The sequence below is a fragment of the Microbacterium kyungheense genome (assembly GCF_006783905.1).
GTDB classification, from domain to species: Bacteria; Actinomycetota; Actinomycetes; order Actinomycetales; family Microbacteriaceae; genus Microbacterium; species Microbacterium kyungheense.
In genome coordinates, this window is sequence record NZ_VFPE01000002.1 from 358,785 (window position 1) to 378,281 (window position 19,497).

Annotated in this window: 15 protein-coding genes; 7 read left to right on the top strand and 8 right to left on the bottom strand. The window is 70.9% G+C overall.

Annotated elements, in window-relative coordinates:
• Positions 1–9: 9 nt before the first annotated feature.
• Complete coding sequence (locus FB391_RS08355; RefSeq protein WP_246093419.1) at positions 10–1,608, bottom strand: dolichyl-phosphate-mannose--protein mannosyltransferase; 1,599 nt, start codon at positions 1,606–1,608, stop codon at positions 10–12.
• A gap of 59 nt (positions 1,609–1,667) precedes the next feature.
• On the opposite strand from FB391_RS08355, the gene rsmI reads away from it, so the two are divergent.
• A complete protein-coding gene (gene rsmI, locus FB391_RS08360; protein WP_141893985.1) occupies positions 1,668–2,486 on the top strand; it encodes a 16S rRNA (cytidine(1402)-2'-O)-methyltransferase in 819 nt (272 codons plus the stop codon).
• A gap of 18 nt (positions 2,487–2,504) precedes the next feature.
• Here the strand turns inward: rsmI and FB391_RS08365 are convergent, their stop codons facing one another.
• From FB391_RS08365 to FB391_RS08385, 5 genes are all read right to left on the bottom strand, one after another.
• Complete coding sequence (locus FB391_RS08365) at positions 2,505–4,607, bottom strand: glycosyl hydrolase 53 family protein (RefSeq protein ID WP_141893986.1); 2,103 nt, start codon at positions 4,605–4,607, stop codon at positions 2,505–2,507.
• A 45-nt stretch (positions 4,608–4,652) separates the two neighbouring features.
• Entirely contained in the window at positions 4,653–5,576 is a 924-nt protein-coding gene (locus FB391_RS08370; protein ID WP_141893987.1) for a sugar ABC transporter permease, read from the bottom strand.
• Positions 5,576–7,192 carry an ABC transporter permease subunit gene (locus FB391_RS08375; protein WP_141893988.1) on the bottom strand — a complete coding sequence of 539 codons (1,617 nt, stop codon included), beginning with the start codon at positions 7,190–7,192 and terminating at the stop codon, positions 5,576–5,578. Before FB391_RS08375 ends, FB391_RS08370 begins: the two co-directional genes overlap by 1 nt.
• A 153-nt stretch (positions 7,193–7,345) precedes the next feature.
• Complete coding sequence (locus tag FB391_RS08380) at positions 7,346–8,578, bottom strand: sugar ABC transporter substrate-binding protein (RefSeq protein ID WP_141893989.1); 1,233 nt, start codon at positions 8,576–8,578, stop codon at positions 7,346–7,348.
• 37 nt (positions 8,579–8,615) lie between these two features.
• Complete coding sequence (locus FB391_RS08385) at positions 8,616–10,628, bottom strand: beta-galactosidase (RefSeq protein WP_141893990.1); 2,013 nt, start codon at positions 10,626–10,628, stop codon at positions 8,616–8,618.
• A gap of 207 nt (positions 10,629–10,835) precedes the next feature.
• On the opposite strand from FB391_RS08385, the gene FB391_RS08390 reads away from it, so the two are divergent.
• The 5 genes from FB391_RS08390 to FB391_RS08410 all read left to right on the top strand — a co-directional run bounded on the left by FB391_RS08390 (position 10,836) and on the right by FB391_RS08410 (position 15,517).
• Positions 10,836–11,849: a LacI family DNA-binding transcriptional regulator gene (locus tag FB391_RS08390; RefSeq protein WP_141893991.1), complete on the top strand. Its 1,014-nt coding sequence runs from the start codon at positions 10,836–10,838 to the stop codon at positions 11,847–11,849.
• An 88-nt stretch (positions 11,850–11,937) separates the two neighbouring features.
• Positions 11,938–13,518, top strand: coding sequence for a methionine--tRNA ligase (gene metG / locus FB391_RS08395; protein WP_141893992.1), 1,581 nt, complete (start codon positions 11,938–11,940; stop codon positions 13,516–13,518).
• Complete coding sequence (locus FB391_RS08400; protein WP_141893993.1) at positions 13,518–14,429, top strand: TatD family hydrolase; 912 nt, start codon at positions 13,518–13,520, stop codon at positions 14,427–14,429. Before metG ends, FB391_RS08400 begins: the two co-directional genes overlap by 1 nt.
• 9 nt (positions 14,430–14,438) lie before the next feature.
• Positions 14,439–14,963 carry an NUDIX hydrolase gene (locus tag FB391_RS08405; protein ID WP_141893994.1) on the top strand — a complete coding sequence of 175 codons (525 nt, stop codon included), beginning with the start codon at positions 14,439–14,441 and terminating at the stop codon, positions 14,961–14,963.
• Positions 14,960–15,517: a GNAT family N-acetyltransferase gene (locus FB391_RS08410; protein ID WP_246093421.1), complete on the top strand. Its 558-nt coding sequence runs from the start codon at positions 14,960–14,962 to the stop codon at positions 15,515–15,517. Before FB391_RS08405 ends, FB391_RS08410 begins: the two co-directional genes overlap by 4 nt.
• 24 nt (positions 15,518–15,541) lie before the next feature.
• On the opposite strand, the gene FB391_RS08415 is transcribed toward FB391_RS08410, so the two are convergent.
• Positions 15,542–16,876, bottom strand: a complete 1,335-nt coding sequence (locus FB391_RS08415) for an MFS transporter (RefSeq protein ID WP_141893995.1) — start codon at positions 16,874–16,876, stop codon at positions 15,542–15,544.
• A gap of 44 nt (positions 16,877–16,920) precedes the next feature.
• Positions 16,921–18,384 carry a sugar porter family MFS transporter gene (locus FB391_RS08420; protein WP_141893996.1) on the bottom strand — a complete coding sequence of 488 codons (1,464 nt, stop codon included), beginning with the start codon at positions 18,382–18,384 and terminating at the stop codon, positions 16,921–16,923.
• A 127-nt stretch (positions 18,385–18,511) separates the two neighbouring features.
• Between FB391_RS08420 and rsmA the strand changes: the two genes are divergently transcribed.
• Positions 18,512–19,372, top strand: coding sequence for a 16S rRNA (adenine(1518)-N(6)/adenine(1519)-N(6))-dimethyltransferase RsmA (gene rsmA / locus FB391_RS08425; RefSeq protein WP_141893997.1), 861 nt, complete (start codon positions 18,512–18,514; stop codon positions 19,370–19,372).
• Positions 19,373–19,497: the final 125 nt, after the last annotated feature.

Here is a 19,497-nt window from a genome sequence, read left to right on the forward strand (position 1 = left end):
GGGCAGGCGTCAGATCCAGCCCGTCATCCAGGCGTGCAGGTGCCAGAAGTCGTAGGTCACGGTCATCGCCGAGATCACGGGGTACCAGAACACCGACAGCGCCAGCGCCACACCGAGGAACACGAGCACCAGACGCTGCCCGGTCAGGCGGCGGTAGGACGGCGCGTCCGGTGGGCCGGCGATGTCTCGCAGCGCGAACGTCAGCGCGAGCAGCATGAACGGGAGGATCAGCACCGTGTAGAACTGGAACACGGTGCGCGTCGGCAGGAACAGCCACGGCACGTACGTGACGGCGACACCCGTGAGCACGAGCGCGTAGCGCCAGTCCCGCACCACGAAGAAGCGGTACGCGAGGTACAGCACCGCCGCGACTCCCGCATACCAGATGAGCGGGTTCGGGATGGTCGAGATGACCTGCGCGCAGCCGTTGGCGGCATCGCAGCCGTTCACGCTGAGCCCGTCGAGGTGCCAGTACACGCCCGTCGGGCGCATCAGCAGCGGCCACTGCCACGCCGGGCTCGCATACGCGTGGCCGCCCGTGATCCCCGCCGATGAGCGGTACATCGCCTCGTGGTAGAGCCACAGGCTCTCCAGCGCGCTGCTGCCCGCGTGGCGGTCGTAGCCGCCGTCGGTGACGAGCCACCCCGTCCACGACGCGAGATAGACGACGAGGGCGACGGGGACCAGGAGCACGAACGTCGCAAGGCCCTGGCGCACGGCATCCGTCGGCCAGAGCAGGACGCCGGCGCGGCGCCGCGCGAGCGCGTCCGTGACGACGAGGTAGACGCCGAGGCCTGCCAGCACCCAGGCACCCGACCACTTGACGGCGCTCGCAGCGCCCAGCGCCGCCCCGGCGGCGATGATCCACGGCCGGTTCCACAGGATCGGACCCCACGACGGCGGGCTGTCGCCGTCATAGCGGGCGGCGACCGTCGTCGCGATGCGCGCCATCGTCCGCTCTCTGTCGCGGAGCACGAGCAGGAACGCGAGGAGCACGAAGAACGTGAGCGACGTGTCGAGCAGGGCGACGCGGCTCATCGAGATCGCGAGGCCGTCCACGGCCATGAGGAGGCCCGCCACGACGGCGAACGTCGTCGAGCGTGTGAGGCGCTTGGCGATGAGCATCAGCACGAGCACCGACGCCGTGCCGAGCAGGGCGGTCGTGATGCGCCAGCCCCAGCCCGAGTCGGGCCCGAACACGAGCATGCCGAGCCCGATGATCCACTTGCCGAGGGGCGGATGCACCACGAACGCGGGGTTGGCGGTGAAGACGTTCGGGTCGCCCGAGAGGAAGCTCGCGTTCCCGTCCGACGGCCACGAGCCCTCGTAGCCGAGATGCAGCATCGACCAGGCGTCCTTGACGTAATACGTCTCGTCGAACTGGTTCATGAGGTCGTGCGCCGCTGCGAGGTTCCACAGCCGCAGCACGCCGGCCAGCACCACGACCAGGGCGGGGCCGAGCCAGCGGTACAGGCGCTGTGCTCGCGGATCCGTCGTGACCCGCGCCGCGAACCGGTCATACATGCTCGGACGCGAGGGAGGCAGGAGGGGCGCGGCAGGCTGGTCGGCACTGTGCTGGTCGACAGCGGGCCGCGGGGCGTCCGTCACGCCGCCAAGTCTAGGCGGCGGCCCCTGCCGAAGCTGAGAGCCGCGTCTAGGCTGAAGCGGTGATCATCCTCGCGGCGACCCCCATCGGCAACCTCGGGGACGCGTCCCGCCGGCTCGTCGAGGCGCTGGAGGCTGCGACCGTGGTCGCCGCCGAAGACACGCGCACGACACAGCGCCTGCTGGCCGCCCTCGACGTCGCCAACCGACCGCGACTCATCGCGCTGCACGACCACAACGAGAAGGATCGAGCGCCCGAGCTCGTCGAGCTCGCCCGGGACCAGGACGTCCTCGTGCTGAGCGATGCCGGCATGCCGACGGTGAGCGACCCCGGCTACGGCGTGGTGGCCGCCGCGGCCGAGGCAGGCGTGGTGGTCACCGTGATCCCGGGCCCGAGCGCGGTCGTGACGGCGCTCGCGGTGTCGGGTCTGCCGACGGACCGCTTCAGCTTCGAGGGCTTCCTGCCGCGCAAGGCGGGGGAGCGCACGACGGCGCTGCGGGCCCTGGCGGCCGAACCCCGCACGATGGTGTTCTTCGAGGCGCCGTCGCGTGTGGCATCCACTCTCTCGGACATGGCGGCGGAGTTCGGCGCCGACCGGCGCGCCGCGGTCTGCCGCGAGCTGACGAAGCTGCACGAGGAGGTCGCGCGCGGCACGCTCGGCGAACTGGTCTCGTGGGCGGAGGGCGGCGTCCGCGGCGAGCTCGTCATCGTCGTGGCGGGTGCCCCCGCGCGCGGGGTGGCGTTCCCCGACGCGGTCACGCAGGTGCTCGAGCTCGTGCGCGACGGAGTGCGGCTGAAGGATGCCGCGGCCGAAGTGTCCGGACTCACCGGACACTCCAGCCGCGAGCTGTATCAGGCGGCGCTCGCCGTGCGCGGCTAGGTACGACCAGGGCGGGCGCTACCGCTTCTTCACTGCTTTCAGCTGGTGGACGGCCTTGACGATGAGCTTGGCGGCGTCCTTGACGTCGCGATCGGAGGCGCGCGACGCCGCGAGCACGACCTCGCCCACCGCCGCGGCCTCGTCGAGCTGCGCGAGCGACGCGTCCGTGTAGCGGGCGCGATCGACGGCCGCCGCGGTCGCGAGGGCCCGCTCGACGGCTGTCTTGTCGACCGGCTGCGCGCCACCCGCCGAGGCCGCGTCGATCAGGTGCACCTCGTCGAGCACGCCCCAGGCGCCCGCCGAGAGGGCGAAGTCCGCCGAGATCTCGACCACCCCGTCGGCGCCCACGACGATCCCCGGCACCGACGCGGTGTGGAAGTCGTTCCAGACCGTGAACTCCAGCGGTGCGCTCCACGTGCCCTCGGAGGTGCGGGCCGTCAGCGTGCGCGTATCGGTCCCGGGGCTGTTCGTCCCCTGAGTGGTGGCCTGCAGCACGTAGGTCCCTGCCGGCACGCCCGTCACGGTCTGGGACGCCGAGGTATGGTAGGCCCACCCGCTCCAGAATGTGACGGCGTGATCGCCGGCCGCCGCATCTGCGGTCTCCTGCCGCGCGGCGGGGTCGGTGAGCCGCCAGGTGCCCATGTCGGCATCCTCGAACCCGCCGTTGACCACGTGGTCGGCCGCGGCGACCGTGACGTCGGCGACGACGGCGAGACCGGATGCCGTCCTGCCGGGGATCTCGTACTTCCCGGGCCCGCGGATCCAGTCGGCGGCGGCGCTCCACGTGACAGTCTGCTGCTCGGTCGTCCTGTCGTTGTAGGCGACGGTGATCGCGGCAGGCAGCTCCACCGGCGATCCGTCGACGACGGTGAGAGCGACGTCCTCGACCGAGACCACCGCGCGCGGGGCGATCGCACCGGTGCGGACGTACGAGAACGTGCGCAGCGACTCCAGCGGCGTGCCGTCCCAGGCGAACAGCGACTGGTTGTCCCACGCCGAGCCCCCGTACGAGTCGCCGACGTGCAGCGGATCGTACGCGCTCGCAGCGCTCGACGCCCATCCCGAGCCGAACTGCTCCCACAGGAGGCGGTTCGCCTCGACCTGGTCGGCGGGCCCGACCGGGAGCCAGGCCGGCTCCCAGTAGTACACGCCCACGCCGGCGTCGCCGACGGCCGCGACCGCCGCGATCACGTCGCGCAGCTCCCACGCCTGCCCCTGCACGCTGACGGGGTACTGGCTGGTGGTCCCGCTCGCGCCGATCACGTTCGGGTAGCCGTCGCCGTCCTCGAGGGTGCGGGCCCAGCTGGTCTCGGCGACCATGACCTTCTTGCCGTACGTCGTGGCGACCTGCGACAGCACGTCGGTCAGATTGGCGAGCGTGCCGTGCCAGTACGGGTAGTACGAGCTCGCGAAGACGTCGTAGTCGACGCCGAACCGGGCGAGGCCCGCCGCGTACTCGGCGTAGCGCCCGGAGGTCTCGGGAATCGTGAAGTGGACGGCCACCAGCGCACCGGGGAGCACCTCCCGCACGGCGGCGCTGCCGGCCGACACCAGCGCCGCGAACTGCTCATCGATGGCGCGGCCTGCGCGCGTGTGACCGGCGATGGCGTTGTTCGTCTCGTTGCCGATCTGCACCATGCGCACGTCCACGCCGGCGTCCGCGAACCGCTGCAGCGCATCGGCCGTGAAGTCGTGGAGCGCGGTGACGGTGACCGCGTCATCGAGGGCCGCCCACGCCTTCGGGGCGAGCTGGCGCGCCGGGTCGGCCCAGAAGTCGGAGTAGTGGAAGTCGACGAGCACGTCCAGGCCCGCCGCGGTCGCCCGCTGACCGATCTGGACGGCGCGCTCGACGTCGACGGTGCCGCCGCCGTAGCCGCGCCCCGACGCGTCGAACGGGTCGTTCCACACCCGGATGCGCACCGAGTTCACCCCGTTGTCGGCCAGCACCTCGAAGATGTCGGCCGGCCGGCCGGCGGCATCCCGGAACACCACGCCGCTCGATTCGAGCGAGAGGACGGTCGAGACGTCGACCCCCCGCGGCGCCGGCGACCAGTGTCGCGGCGATCCCCGCGGCGAGCACCGCCCTGCGCGTTCTCGAAGTCCAACGCTGCACGTTCGCATTCCTCTCTGAACTGCATGGATGCCGGGCGCACCGGCGTGACGGGGTCAGCCCTTGACGGACCCCGCCGTGAGGCCGCCGACGATGTAGCGCTGCAGCGACAGGAACAGGACGAGCACGGGGATCGCGGCGATCACGGCACCCGCCGCGAACAGCCCCCAGTTCGAGGCGAGCTGGTTGGAGACCCACTGGTACATCCCCACCGCCAGCGTCCAGTTCTCTTCCGAGACGAGGACGATCTTGGCGATGATGTAGTCGCCGAACGCGGCGATGAAGGCGAGCAGCGCGACGACGGCGAGGATCGGCGTCACGAGCGGCATGATGAGCCGCCAGAAGATCTGGGCGTGGGTCGCCCCGTCGATCTTGGCCGACTCGTCGATCTCGATCGGCACGGTGTTGAAGAAGCCGTACATGAGGAACGTGTTGACGCCCAGCGCGCCGCCCAGGTACACGCAGATGAGCGCGATCTTGGAGTTGAGGCCCAGCGCCGGCGCCACCTCGCCGAGGGTCAGCAGCATCAGGAAGATCGCGACGAACGCGAGCGCCTGCGGGAACATCTGGATGATGAGCAGCCCGGTGAGGCCGGCGCGGCGGCCCGAGAAGCGGAAGCGCGAGAACGCGTACGCGGCCGCCGCCCCCATCAGCACCGCGCCGATCGACGAGATGCCGCCGATCAGCAGCGTGTTGCCCGCCCACGTCCAGAACTGCGTCTGACCCAGTGCGAAGAAGTTCGACAGGTCGACGACGCTGAACAGGGCGTTGCTCGCCGCCAGCGTGCCGTGCGGATTGAGCGCGGCCGACAGCACGTAGACGAGCGGGAAGATCGCGTAGAAGACGACGACGATCGCGAGCAGGTACTTCCAGCCGACCTCCAGCACCCAGCGCCGACGGCGCGCGGCGCGACGCGGGTCGCGCGCGGGTGCGGGCGCGGCGGTCGTGGGGGAGGCGGAGACGCTCGTGGCGGTGGACATCACTGGAACTCCTCGAGCTTGCGGGTCTGACGGAACGCGATCGCCGAGATGCCGCCGACCACCGCGAACACGAGGATCGACAGCGCGCTCGCGAGGCCGTAGTCGGCCGCGCCGCCCGACACCCCCGAGATGTCGTAGATCGCCGAGATGAGGATGTCGGTGGCGCCGAGGGCGTACGGCGCGCCCGGGATCGACGGCCCGCCGTTGTTGAACATGTAGATGACGGTGAAGTTGTTGAAGCTGAACGCGAAGGACGAGATCAGCAGCGGCGCGGTCGCCACGAGCACCAGCGGCAGGATGATCGAGCGCAGCTGCCGGGCGCGCCCGGCGCCGTCGATCGCGGCTGCTTCGAGCGTGTCCTGCGGCAGCGCCTGGAGAGCGCCCGTGCACACCAGGAAGTAGTACGGATAGGTGAGCCACAGGTTCACCCAGACGACGGCGGCGCGCGCCAGCCAGGGGTCGCCGAGCCAGTTGATGTGGGCGCCGAAGAAGAAGAGGTCGTTGATCACGCCGAACTCTGCGTTGAACATGCCGCGGAACAGCAGCGCCGACATGAATGCGGGGAACGCGTACGGGAGGATGTACAGCGTCCGCAGGAACCGGCGTCCCTTGATGCGCGCGTCGTTGTAGATGATGGCGAGGATCAGTCCCAGCGCGAACGGCAGCAGCACCGACAGCGTCGCGAACACGAAGGTCCAGACCGTGACCGAGAGCAGCGTGCCGGCGAGGGCGGGGTCGGTGAAGATCCGCAGGAAGTTCTCGAACCCGACGTTGACGTACCAGCCGGCGGGAAGGGCCGAGCCGTCCTCGGCGACGAACGACCCCCGGTCGTCGGCGGTGTAGACGGTGCCCGTCGTGGTGTCGGTGATCGTCTGGGCGTCGGCATCCCAGACCAGCGTCGATTCGTAGACGGCGCCGGTCGAGCCGTCACGCGTGCGGATCGAGCCGTCGTTCGGGTCGTCGGAGACGGGCACGCGCAGCGCCGCGATCTGCGCCTGCAGCTCGGCGTCGGTGATGACCGTGGCTTTCGGCACGACGGTCCAGCCGGGCACCTCGGTGGGCGTGCCCGCCTGGCCGATCTCGGCCCCGCGCGCCTCGCGGAGCGGCTCGTCGACGGTTCCCGCGAGCACGTCACCGTCGTCCACGATCGCGAAGCCGAGCTGGTCACCGCGCTGGAGCACCGAGAGCGGGTAGGTAGGGGAGTCCTCGACGCGGCGCTCGCCCTGGATGAGGGCCGCCTCGACGGCCTGCTCCTGCGTGCCCGCGTGGCCGGTGCCGTAGTTCGTGAACGCGATGTACGCGGTGTACCCGAAGATGAACACCTGGAAGACCAGCAGGAACACCAGACCCGGCACCAGGTACTTCAGCGGCAGCGCCCGGCGCGTGAAGTACACGATGTCGGCGGCCAGCAGCAGCACCAGCATCCCGCCGAAGACGACCCACGACTCGGCGCGGAAGGCGCTCAGCAGCGTCATGACGCCGAAGGCGTTCACGAGGGCCATCAGGGCGAGTTTGACCAGGAACCCCCAGCCGGGGCCGCGCCAGCGGCGCGCGTGCGATTCGCGGTGCGGGGCGTCCGTGGTCGCCGGCGGTGCCGGAGGTGCGTCCACCGTCATGGGGGTGCTCCTGTCGAAGGATGTCTGGCGAAGGGGAGGGAATGGAGTCCGGGAGACGGGGAGAGGCACTCGCCCGCCTCCCGGAGCCGGGGACCGGTCGCTGAGCTCGTTCAAGCGCCCTTCGGCACGCTCAGCGACCGATGGTCAGCGGGCTCAGCCCTTGACCGCGGTCTCGACGTCGGTGACCATCTGGTTCCACGTCGACACGGGGTCGGCGCCGTTGATGATCTGCGACTGGGCGGCGTTCCACAGGTCCCACACCGAGCCCATCTCGGGGATGCTCGGCATCGGCACGCCGTTCTGCGCCGACGCGAGGAAGCCCGCGATGATCGGGTCGGAGGCGACCTCGGTGGCCAGCGTCGACCACGCCGGGATGCGCGGGTCGGCCTCGTAGAGGGCGCGCTGCGCCTCCTCCGTCCCGAGGTAGTCGACGAGGAACGACTGCGCGAGCAGCTTGTTCTTCGACTGCGCGCTCAGGTAGAAGCCCTGCACACCGACGAACGGCGCCGCCGGCTCGCCGCCCGCGGACGGGATCGGGTTGACGACGATGTTCTTCACGTCCGGGTACGCGCTGATCGCCCACGGTCCCTGGATCGTGTACGGCGCCTTGCCCGTGTTGAAGAGCTCGTTGTTGATGTCGTAGTCGACGGTCGTGGAGATGTAGCCCGTGCCGTTCTTGCCGTTGGCTCCGAGCCACTGCGCGAAGGCCTCGCCCGCCGCGCCGCCCATGCCGACCTCGGTCGTGTACGAGCCCGACGCATCCTGCACGAACACGGGGGCGCCGAACGAGGTCTGGAAGCCGTACATCGTGTAGCCGTCGCCGGTCTCGCCGTTGGTGTTGATGACGAACGGGCGCTCGGTGCCCGCGGCGAGTCCCTTCTGGATCATGTCGTCCCACGTCGCGGGGGCGTCGGTGCCGACGAGGTCCGCGTTCTGCACGAGGGCGATCGTCTCCAGCGAGTACGGCAGGGCGTACAGCTGCCCGTCGTACGTCATCGCCTCGAGGGCGACGGGCTCGAACTCCGACGCCTTGTCGCCGAGGTCGATGGTGTCCACGACGCCGGCGGCCACGAGTGCGCCCAGCCAGTCGTGGGCGCCGACGGTGATGTCGGGGCCCTTGCCGGTGGGGACCTGCGCGATGAAGTCGTTGCGGAGGTCCTCGAAGTTCTTCTTGACGATCTTGACGGTGGCGCCGGTCTCGTCCTCGAACGCCTTCGCGGCGTCCTTGACAGCGGCCTGGCGCTCCTCGTCGGTCCAGATGACGAGCTCGGCGCCCTTGCCGTCGGCGTTGCTGTCGTCGCCGTCGTCGGCCGATCCGCCGGCGCAGCCGGCGAGGACGACCGCTGCCGCGAGCGCCAGCGCTCCGAATGCGATCTGCTTGCGCATGGTGTTCCTTTCGGTTGGGTGATGCAGGAGGTGTGGGTCAGGAGGTGGGTTCCAGGCGGACGACGGCCACGCCGCCGCCCGGCACGGTGAGGGTGCCGTCCACGGCGGAACCGGTGAGCAGCTCGACGCCCGTCGCCGCGAACGCCGCGGGCTCGTCGCGGTGGTTGATCGCGACGGCGAAGTCGGCGCCGTCGCCGCGGCGGACGACGACCTCGAGGCCCTCGGGGTGCGCGGCCGGAACGATGCCTGCGTCGGCGTAGACCTCGCTCATCACGGTGCGCAGGGCGGCGGCATCCAATCGGGTGCTGAGGTACCAGCCGACACCGGCGCCGTGCGGGTGACGGGTGATCGCGGCGCCGCCGGCGCCCGGCCCGTCGAGATACGTGCCGACGGCCTCGGCGCCTTCGAGGACGACGTCCTCCTGCCAGGCGTCGGCGAGGAGGGATGCCGCACCGCGCCACTGCACGGCGTGCCGGGCTCCTTCGCGCAGCGGCAGGAACTCCTCGACCACGACGCCGAGCGCCTCGCGCAGGGGCGCGACGAAGCCGCCCGGCGGCACCGCGTCGTTCTCGTCCACGACGGCGGAGAAGAACGACACGACCAGCGTCCCGCCCGACGCGACGTAGCGCGTGAGGTTGGCGGCATCCGCGGCGCTGAGCAGATACTGCGCAGGGGCGACGACGAGCTTGTAGCCCGAGAGGTCCTGACCCGGCAGGGCGAAGTCGACCGTGATGCCGTCGCGCCACAGGCGCTCGTAGAAGGAGCGGATGCGCTCGGCGTGCGACACGTCCACCGACGGACGCCACTCCAGATCCTGCGCCCAGAACGATTCGAAATCCCACAGCACGGCGACGTCGGCGGCCACGCGTGAGCCGCGCACCTCGTCCAGGCGCCCGAGCGCGTCGCCGAGCTCGACGACCTCGCGCCAGACCCGCGACGTCGTCCCGGCGTGCGGGATCATCGCGGAGTGGAACTTCTCGGCACCTGAGCGCGATGCGCGCCACTGGAAGAAGAGGATGGCGTCGGCGCCGCGAGCGAGGTGGGTGAGCGAGTTGCGGGCCAGCTCGCCCGGGCGCTTGGCCACGTTGCGCGGCTGCCAGTTGACGGCCGACGTCGAGTGCTCCATGAGGATCCACGGCTTGCCCCCACCGACCGAGCGCGACAGGTCTGCCGCGATCGCGAGGCCGATCTCGCCCTCGGGGTCGGCGGCGACGAGGTAGTGGTCGTCCGAGACGATGTCGACCTCGCGCGCCCACGCCCACATGTCGGTCGTCCAGCTCTGGTTGGCCATGAAGTTCGTCGTGATCGGCTGCGACGCGTGGACGCGGATCGCGTCGCGCTCGGCGATGAAGCACTGCCGCAGCTGGTGGTCGGTGAAGCGCGCGAAGTCCAGGCGCTGCGCGGGGTTCACGACGGAGGGCGCGGCGGCGGGCGCGCCGACGTGATCCCAGTCGCCGTAGTGCTGGCCCCAGAACGCGGTGCCCCACGCGGCGTTGAGGCCGTCGAGAGTGCTGTACCTGTCTTGCAGCCACCCGCGGAAGGCGCGCACCGACTGCTCGGAGTAGTCCTCGCCGACGGGTACGCCGTACTCGTTGTGCACGTGCCACAGCACGACGGCCGGATGGTCGCCGTAGCGCTCGGCCAGCGCGGACGCGATGCGCACGGCGGCCGCACGGTACGCGGGCGAGGAGTGAGAGGCCATGCCGCGGGCGCCGAAGCCCAGCGTGACGCCGTCGCGCGTGACGACGCGGGCGTCGGGGTGCTGTGCGAAGAACCAGGCCGGGGGCGACGCGGTCGGCGTGCCGAGATCGACCGAGATGCCGTTCTCGTGCAGCAGGTCGAGGAGCTCGTCCAGCCACGCGAAGTCGAACACGCCCTCGGAGGTCTCGATGAGCGCCCACGCGAAGATGCCCACGCTGACGAGGTTCACCCCGGCCTCCCGCATGAGGGCGACGTCTTCGCGCCACACCTCTTTCGGCCACTGCTCGGGGGTGTAGTCGCCGCCGTACGCGATTCCCCGGATCTCGGGCCAAGGGTCGGGCGAGGTCATGGACGCTCCATCGGGTCGGGTGCAGGGCTCGTGCGCCGGCCGTGGCCGGGGCGGCTGGCCACAGCGACTGTGACCGGTCACAGTGTTGCTCGAGCGGATCCCGCACCGCACGGTCCCGTCGGCAACCGTTACGCAACTGTGACCGGTCACAGGTGGTCATCGTGTCGGCGGGCGATTCCTGCCCGGAGCCCGGTAGAGTCACTCGTCGTGGAAGAGACGACCGCACGGCGCAAGCCGACGATCCGCGACGTCGCAGCGGCCGCGGGGGTCTCGCGCGGAACTGTCTCGCGTGTCATCAACGGCGGGCACTGGGTGTCGCCGGACGCGCGCTCGGCCGTCGAGGACGCGATCCGCCGCACCGGCTACACCGCCAACCACGCCGCACGGAGCCTGGCGACCGGGCGGGCGGGCTCGCTCGCGTTCCTGCTCACCGAGCCGCAGCACCTGCTCTTCCAGGACCCGACTTTCGCCCTGCTGCTGCGCGGCGCGGCCGAGGCGCTCGCCCAGCGGTCGATGACCCTCGTGCTGCTGGTCGCGGGCACGCCCGCCGAACGCGCCGGTGTCGCGACCTTCGTCAGCGCGGGCCACGTCGACGGCGTGCTGCTCATCTCGTCGCACGAGGCGGACCCGCTGCTCGAGCAGCTGCTGGAGGCCGGCGTGCCCACCGTCTGCTGCGGCATCCCTCTCGGGCACAGCGCGCACGTCCCGACCGTGTCGGTGGACGAGATCGGCTCGGCGCGCGAGATGACGCGCTACCTCCGCTCGCGGGGGCACCGCCGCATCGCCATGATCGCCGGGCCCCACGACACGCCGGGCGGGCGCTACCGGCTCGTCGGCTTCGAGGAGGAGATGGGGGACGACTTCGACGCCGCCCTCGTCGAGGAAGGCGACTACAGCCAGGAGTCCGGGGCGGTCGCGATGACGGCGCTGCTGGAGCGCTCCGCCGACATCGACGCGGTGTTCGCCGCGAGCGACCTCATGGCCGCCGGCGCGATCGCCGCACTGCGCAGAGCAGGACTGCGGGTGCCCGAGGACATCGCGGTCGCGGGCTTCGACGACTCCGGCCTCGCCGCCACGCACGAGCCGCCGCTCACCACGATGCGCCAGCCGTGGGAGCGCATCAGCGACGAGATGGTCTCGCTCCTGCTGGAGGTCATCGCCGGCGCACAGCCCCAGCCGATCACGCTGCCCACGACGCTGGTGGTCCGGGGCAGCGCCTGACTGTTACGTTCGTCCCGCCGGGCGGGCGTGGATCCGGGGCCGTGGTCACAGCGCCGGGCGGGGCATCCACTCGAACTAGACTCTCCTGGTGACTTCCGGCCGCCAGTCCTTCTACATCACGACGCCGATCTACTACCCGAGCGACGTGCCCCACATCGGCCACGGCTACACGACCGTGGCGGTCGACACGCTCGCGCGCTGGCACCGCCAGGCGGGCGACGACACCTGGATGCTCACGGGCACCGACGAGCACGGCCAGAAGATGATGCGCGCCGCCTCGGCCAACGGCGTGACGCCGCAGGAGTGGGTCGACAAGCTCGTCACCGAGTCGTGGTTCCCGCTGCTGAAGACGCTCGACGTCGCCAACGACGACTTCATCCGCACGACCCAGCAGCGCCACGAGGAGCGCGTGCAGCAGTTCGTGCAGGCCATCTACGACCGCGGCTACATCTACGCGGGCGAGTACGAGGCGCTGTACTGCGTCGGCTGCGAGGAGTTCAAGCCCGAGTCCGAGATCGTCGACGGCACGGGGGCGTTCGAGGGCCTCAAGGTCTGCGCGATCCACTCGAAGCCGCTGGAGCTGCTGCAGGAGAAGAACTACTTCTTCAAGCTGAGCGAGTTCCAGGACAAGCTGCTGGAGCTGTACGCGACGGTCCCGGACTTCGTGCGCCCCGACTCGGCCCGCAACGAGGTCGTCTCGTTCGTGAAGAACGGCCTGAAGGACCTGTCGATCTCGCGCTCGGCGTTCGACTGGGGCATCACGGTGCCGTGGGACGAGCAGCACGTCATCTACGTGTGGGTCGACGCGCTGCTGAACTACGCCACCGCCATCGGCTACGGGACGGACCCCGAGGAGTTCGCGCGCCGGTGGCCCGCGTACCACGTGGTCGGCAAGGACATCCTGCGCTTCCACGCGGTCATCTGGCCCGCGATGCTGATGGCCGCGGGCCTCGAGGTGCCGCGCGGCGTCTTCGCGCACGGGTGGCTGCTCGTCGGCGGCGAGAAGATGTCGAAGTCGAAGCTCACCGGCATCGCGCCCACCGAGATCACCGACGTCTTCGGCTCGGACGCCTACCGCTTCTACTTCCTGTCGGCGATCGCGTTCGGTCAGGACGGCTCGTTCTCCTGGGAGGACCTGTCTGCCCGCTATCAGGCCGAGCTCGCCAACGGCTTCGGCAACCTCGCGTCGCGCACGACCGCCATGATCGAGAAGTACTTCGAAGGCGTCGTGCCGCCTGCGGCCGACTATCTCGAGGGTGACCTGGCGATCCAGCGGACGGTGGCGGATGCCGCGACCGCCGCCGACGCGGCGATGGAGCGCTTCCGCATCGACGAGGCGATCTCGTCGATCTGGACCATCGTCGACGCGCTGAACCTGTACATCACGGCGAACGAGCCGTGGGCGCTCGCCAAGGACGAGGCGCAGCGCGCGCGTCTGGGCACCGTGCTGTACACGGCCGCCGAGGGCCTGCGCGCGCTCGCTGTCCTGCTGTCGCCGGTGATGCCGCAGTCCACCGAGAAGCTCTGGATCGCACTCGGCGCGGCGGAGTCGCTCGGCCGGCTGCAGGACCAGCCGCTGCGCGAGGCGGGCGGCTGGGGTGTGCTGAGGCCCGGCACGTCGGTCAACGGCCTCGCGCCGCTGTTCCCGCGCGTCGAGCAGACGGCCTGATGACCGAGGCGCCCGTGCCGTACCCGGCGGAGGGGGCGGACCCCTCGCAGTACGTCCGCACGCGCGAGAAGGGCTCGCGCGACGTCAGCTACCCCGACGCGCCCGAGCCCCTCGCGGTGCCGGTGTACGACAACCACGCGCACCTCGAGATCGAGGACGGCGTCGGTCTGTCGCTCGACGAGCAGCTGACGCGCGCGGGCGGAGCCGGCGTGATCGGCGTCGTGCAGGCCGGCGGCGACATCGAGTCGAGCCGCTGGTCGGCGTGGGCCGCGGCATCCCATCCCCGCGTCCTCGCGGCCGTCGCGATCCACCCGAACGAGGCGCCCGCCTACGCCGCAGCCGGCCGCCTCGACGAGGCGATCGGCGTCATCGACGAACTGGCCGCGCAGCCGCGCGTGCGGGCGATCGGCGAGACCGGTCTGGACTTCTTCCGCACCGACGACGACGGACGCCCGGCACAGTTCGAGAGCTTCGAGGCGCACATCGCGCTCGCGAACAAGCACGGCATCGCGATGCAGATCCACGACCGCGACGCGCATGACGCCGTGCTCGAGACCCTCGCGCGCGTCGGCGCGCCGGAGCGGACCGTGTTCCACTGCTTCTCGGGCGACGCCGACATGGCGCGCGTGGCGGGGGAGCGCGGGTACTGGCTGTCGTTCGCCGGCAACGTCACCTTCAAGAACGCGCAGAACCTGCGCGACGCGCTCGCGGTGATCCCTCGCGATCGCATCCTCGTCGAGACCGACGCGCCGTTCCTCACGCCGACGCCGCATCGCGGACGCCCGAACGCCCCGTACCTCGTCCCGGTCACGGTGCGGTTCATGGCGGCGGAGCTCGGCGTCGACGTCGACGAGCTGTGCGCGCAGGTCGCCGCGAACACGCTCGAGGTGTACGGCGCGTTCGAGGACTAGGTTCGGTCCGTGGACGACGAACTGTGGGACGTGACGGATGCCGCCGGCATCCCTCTCGGCATCACTCATCGCCGCGGCGACCCGGGTCTTCCCTCGGGGCAGTATCACGTCGTGTCGTCGGTGTGCGCCGTGCGCGAGGACGGACGGGTCCTGATCTCGCAGCGCGCGGCCGTGAAGGACTTCGCGCTGGAGTGGGAGTTCGCGGCGGGCAGCGCCCTGGCGGGCGAGACCAGCCGCGAGGCGGCGGCACGCGAGCTGCGGGAAGAGACCGGGCTGCGCGCGTCGAGCGCGTCGCTGGTGTTCGTCGGGCGCTGCCTCGAGCGCTCCGCGCTGTTCGACCTGTACGTCGCCCATGACGTCGACCCGCGGACGCTGATGCTCGACCCCGACGAGGTCGCCGCCTCGCAGTGGGTGACACTCGACGACGTGCGGGCGCGCTACCGCTCCGATTTCGCCGGGCCGTGGGTGGCACGCCTCGACGCGATGTGGCCGGACCTGGTCGCGGCCGTGCGGGGTGACCGGGCGGCGCCGTGACCGGCTTCGCGACGTATGAGCCCGACGCCGGCGGCCGGCCCGCCGCGCCTGTCTCGCTGCGACCGGCGACGAGGGGCGATGTCGAGGCGATCCTGCGGATCGAGCTCGCGGCCGGTCGCTCGGCGGGATCGGTGGGCAGCGCCGAGGGCTACCGCCGCGCGATCGCCGATCCCGACCGCTGCGTGCTGGTCGCGGTCCTGGAGGGCGCGGAGGGGCCGGCCGTGGCCGGATGGGCCAAGACCCACCATCACCTCGACGTGGCCGATCCTGCTCCGGCCGGGCACTACCTCGCCGGGATCACGGTCGATCCGGCGTGGCGTCGACGCGGCATCGCCACAGCGCTGACCGATGCCCGCCTGCAGTGGATCGGGGCGCGCAGCGACGAGGCGTTCTACGTCGTGAACGTGCAGAACCGTGCGTCGATCGAGCTGCACACACGGTGGGGCTTCACCGAGGTGCTGCGGGCGCCGCGGCTGACCGGGGTGGAGTTCGAGGGCGGCGTGGGGCTGCTCCTGCGAGCATTCCTGGACGGCGGAGGCGGGCTCCAGGGCTGAACCGGTCCGAGACCCCGGGCGCGGTCAGTCGATCAGCGGGCGCCCGCCTGCCCCGGGCTCATCCTTGTCGGCGACGTCGTCCGCCTCGTCCGCATCCAGCACAGGCTTGGCCGCGGCGATGTTGCGGATCGGCCGCCACACCAGCAGCAGGGTGACGAACGAGCCCGCGAATGCGAACCACCACGGCGCCGTCAGACCCCAGGTCTGCGCGATGAGGCCGCCCAGCAGCTGTCCGATGACGAGACCGCCGAAGACGCCCACCATGTTGACCGACGCGATGCGGCCCTGCAGCGAGATCGGCACGAGGCGCTGGCGCACCGTCGTCGAGATCGTGCCCCACACGAACGCGTAGAGCCCGAAGCCGAACATGATGACCAGGGCGACGACGCCGTTCGTCGTGAGCGCGAACGACAGGTGCATGAGCACCTCCAGCGACAGGCACACGCGCATGAGCGTCGAGAACGACACGTGCTTCTCGAGCCAGCCGAACGAGAAGACCGCCACCATGCCGCCGAGGGCCGACGCGGTGGTGAGGGCGCCGTAGCCGATGGCGCCCATGTGCAGGTGCTCGGTGGCGTACAGCACCAGGACGCTCCAGGGCGCGGCCCACGTGACGTTGAACACCAGGATGATGAGCACGAGCGTGCGCACCGGCGCGTTGTGACGCAGCCACCGGAGACCCTCGCGGATCGGATGCGGCTTCACCGGGGTGCCGTCGGCGTTCACCGTCGCGGCACCGGTGGCGCCGGCATCCTTCTCGGGGATCGGGGTGTGCGAGATCCGCGAGATCAGCACGACCGCGAGCGTCACGCACAGGATCTGCAGCAGGAACGGCCAGAACGAGCCCACCGCGAACAGGAAGGCGCCCAGCGGTGGCCCGGCGAGCTGGTTGGCGACCAGGTAGCCGGCCTGCATGCGGGCGTTGCCGATGCCGAGGTCGGCGGGGCGCACCATCATGGGCAGCAGCGTGCTGCCGGCGGAGTCGGCGAAGACCTCGGCGGTGCCGTACAGGAACGCCGTCGCGAGCACGATCCACACGCTCGCGTGCCCCGTCACGAGGAACACCACCAGCGCTCCGACGATGACGGCCCGGAGGCCGTTGGCGAGCATCACGAGCCGGCGCCGGTCGTGGTGGTCGGCGACCGACCCGGCGAGGAGGCCGAACAGCAGCCACGGCAGGAACTGCATCATGGCACCGGATGCCACCAGCACCGGCGACGACGTCATCGACGCGATGAGCAGCGGCGCGGCCGACAGCGCGATCCCGTCGCCGAGGTTGCTGGTCCACGACGACGCCAGCAGCCAGCGGAAGTCCCTGCCCAGGCGGCGTGGAGCGATCAGTTCGCCGAGCGAGGGCATCCCAGCATCTTATGGGACCAGGAGCCCACGCCAGCGCGTCGGCCTCAGCTGGTCGCGGGCGCGTCCTTGCGGTGCACGAACAGGGTCTCGGTCTGCTCGATGTCCATGCCCTTCGTCTCGGGTACGCGCCAGAGGACGTAGATGAAGGACAGCGCCGCGAACAGCGCATACATGCCGTACGTGAGGGGCAGCGACCACGACGACATGGCCGGGAACGAGATCGTGATGAGGAAGTTCGCGATCCACTGGGCGCCCGCTGCCACACCCAGCGCCTTGCCGCGGATCCGGCTGGGGAAGATCTCGCCGAGCAGCACCCACACCAGCGGACCCCACGAGGCGCCGAAGCCGACGACGAACACGTTCGCCGCGATGAGCGCGATCGGACCCCACGGGGCGGGGAGCGTCACGGCGCCGTCGGCGTTCGTCTCGGAGAACACGAAGCACAGGGCCATCAGACCGAGCGAGACCGTCATCATCACCGAGCCCGTGAGCAGGATCGGCTTACGGCCGACGCGGTCGACCAGGAAGATCGCGATGAGCGTGACCAGCACGTTCGTGATCGACGTGACGACGCTGATGGTGAACGAGTCGCTCTCGTCGAAGCCGACGGACTGCCACAAACTCGTCGAGTAGTAGAAGATCACGTTGATGCCGACGAACTGCTGGAACACCGACAGGATGATGCCGACCCACACGATCCGCTGCAGGCCCAGCACCGGGCCGCGAATCGAGACGCCGGAGTTCTTGCGGTCGGCCTCGATGGCGTTCTGCAGTTCGCGGATGGACTGATCGAGGTCCGCGGGCGGCATGAGGCGCGCGAAGATCGCCCGCGCCTCATCGCGACGGCCCTTGGAGAGCAGGAAGCGCGGCGACTCGGGGAGGGTGAACGCGAGGATGCCGTACACGGCCGACGGGATCACCCCGACGAGGAACATCCACCGCCAGGCTTCGAGCCCGAACCACAGCACGTTGTCGGCGCCGCCGGCCGCGTTCGCGAGCAGCGCGTCCGACAGCAGCGCCGCGAAGATGCCGAGCGTGATCGCGAGCTGCTGCAGCGAGGCGAGGCCGCCGCGGATCTGCCGCGGTGCGATCTCGGCGATGTACGCCGGGGCGACGACCGACGCGATGCCGATGCCGAGACCGCCGATGACGCGCCACAGCGCGAGGTCCCACGGCGAGAACGCGAGACCGGCCCCGATCGACGAGACGAAGAACATGATGGCGCCGAGGAACATCACGCGCAGCCGGCCCCAGCGGTCCGACAGGTTGCCCGCGATGATCGCGCCGACCGCGCAGCCGAGCAGCGCGATCGCGACGACGAAGCCGGTGATGACGTCGTTGAGGGCGAAGTCCTTCGAGATCGAGTCGACGGCGCCGTTGATCACCGACGAGTCGAACCCGAACAGGAAGCCGCCCACCGCGGCTGCGACCGACAGTCCGATCGCGCGACGGCCGTAGGGGCTGCGGAGCGAGAAGGCGTCCGCCGGAATCGTGCCGGTCGTGTTCATGGTGGTCACGCTAGCGGTCGCCCGGGACCGGTGCGAGGCCTTGCGCGCGCGAGTCGGCATGTGCCAGAGCGACGTGGACGGCGGGTGGATGCCGCGGCCGCCGGCATCCCGTCGGTACTGTGGAGGCATGCCCGTGACACTGCTCGGCGCGGCCGAGATCCGCGCGCTCGCCGCCGACCTCGACGTCACCCCGACCAAGAAGCTCGGGCAGAACTTCGTCGTGGACGCCAACACCGTGCGCAAGATCGTGCACGTCGCCGAGGTGCAGCCGGGCGACCGCGTGGTCGAGGTGGGGCCCGGCCTCGGCTCGTTGACCCTCGCGATCCTCGAGGCGGGCGCATCGGTCACCGCCGTCGAGATCGATCACCGCCTCGCCGAGCGGCTGCCCGCGACCGCCGCCTCGCACGGCGTCGCCGACGGCGCCCTGACGGTCGTCGACGCCGATGCGCTGCGGGTCACCGAGCTGCCGGGCGATCCGGCCGTGCTGGTCGCGAACCTCCCCTACAACGTCAGCGTGCCGGTGCTGCTGCACTTCCTGGAGCATTTCCCGGGCCTGCAGCGCGGGGTCGTCATGGTCCAGGCGGAGGTCGGCGAGCGTCTCGCCGCCGCGCCAGGATCGAAGACCTACGGCGCCCCCAGCGTCAAGGCCGCCTGGTACGGCCCGTGGCGGCTGGCCGGCACCGTCTCGCGCCAAGTCTTCTGGCCCGTGCCCAACGTCGACAGCGTGCTGGTCGGCTTCCACCGCGACGCCGAGCCGCGCGGCGACGAGGAGCTGCGCGTGCGCACGTTCCGCATCGTCGACGCCGCCTTCCAGCAGCGTCGCAAGATGCTCCGGCAGGCGCTCTCAGGCGTGCTCGGAGGGACGGCGGCCGAGGCATCCGTCGTCCTGGAGCGCGCCGGGGTGGCGCCGACGGCGCGCGGCGAAGAGCTCACCGTCGACGACTACGTGCGCATCGCGCAGGCGGCGGGCGTGAGCGCGCCGGCGTGACCCGTCACCGGGCGTTCGGCGGATCTCCACCGCGTCGTCGGGTTCTGTTCGGGCGCGTCGGGTAACCTGCGAGCGTTCGCCGGTCCGGTTACACAGGCAGCTCGCCACCCGGCGGACCGGAGTCA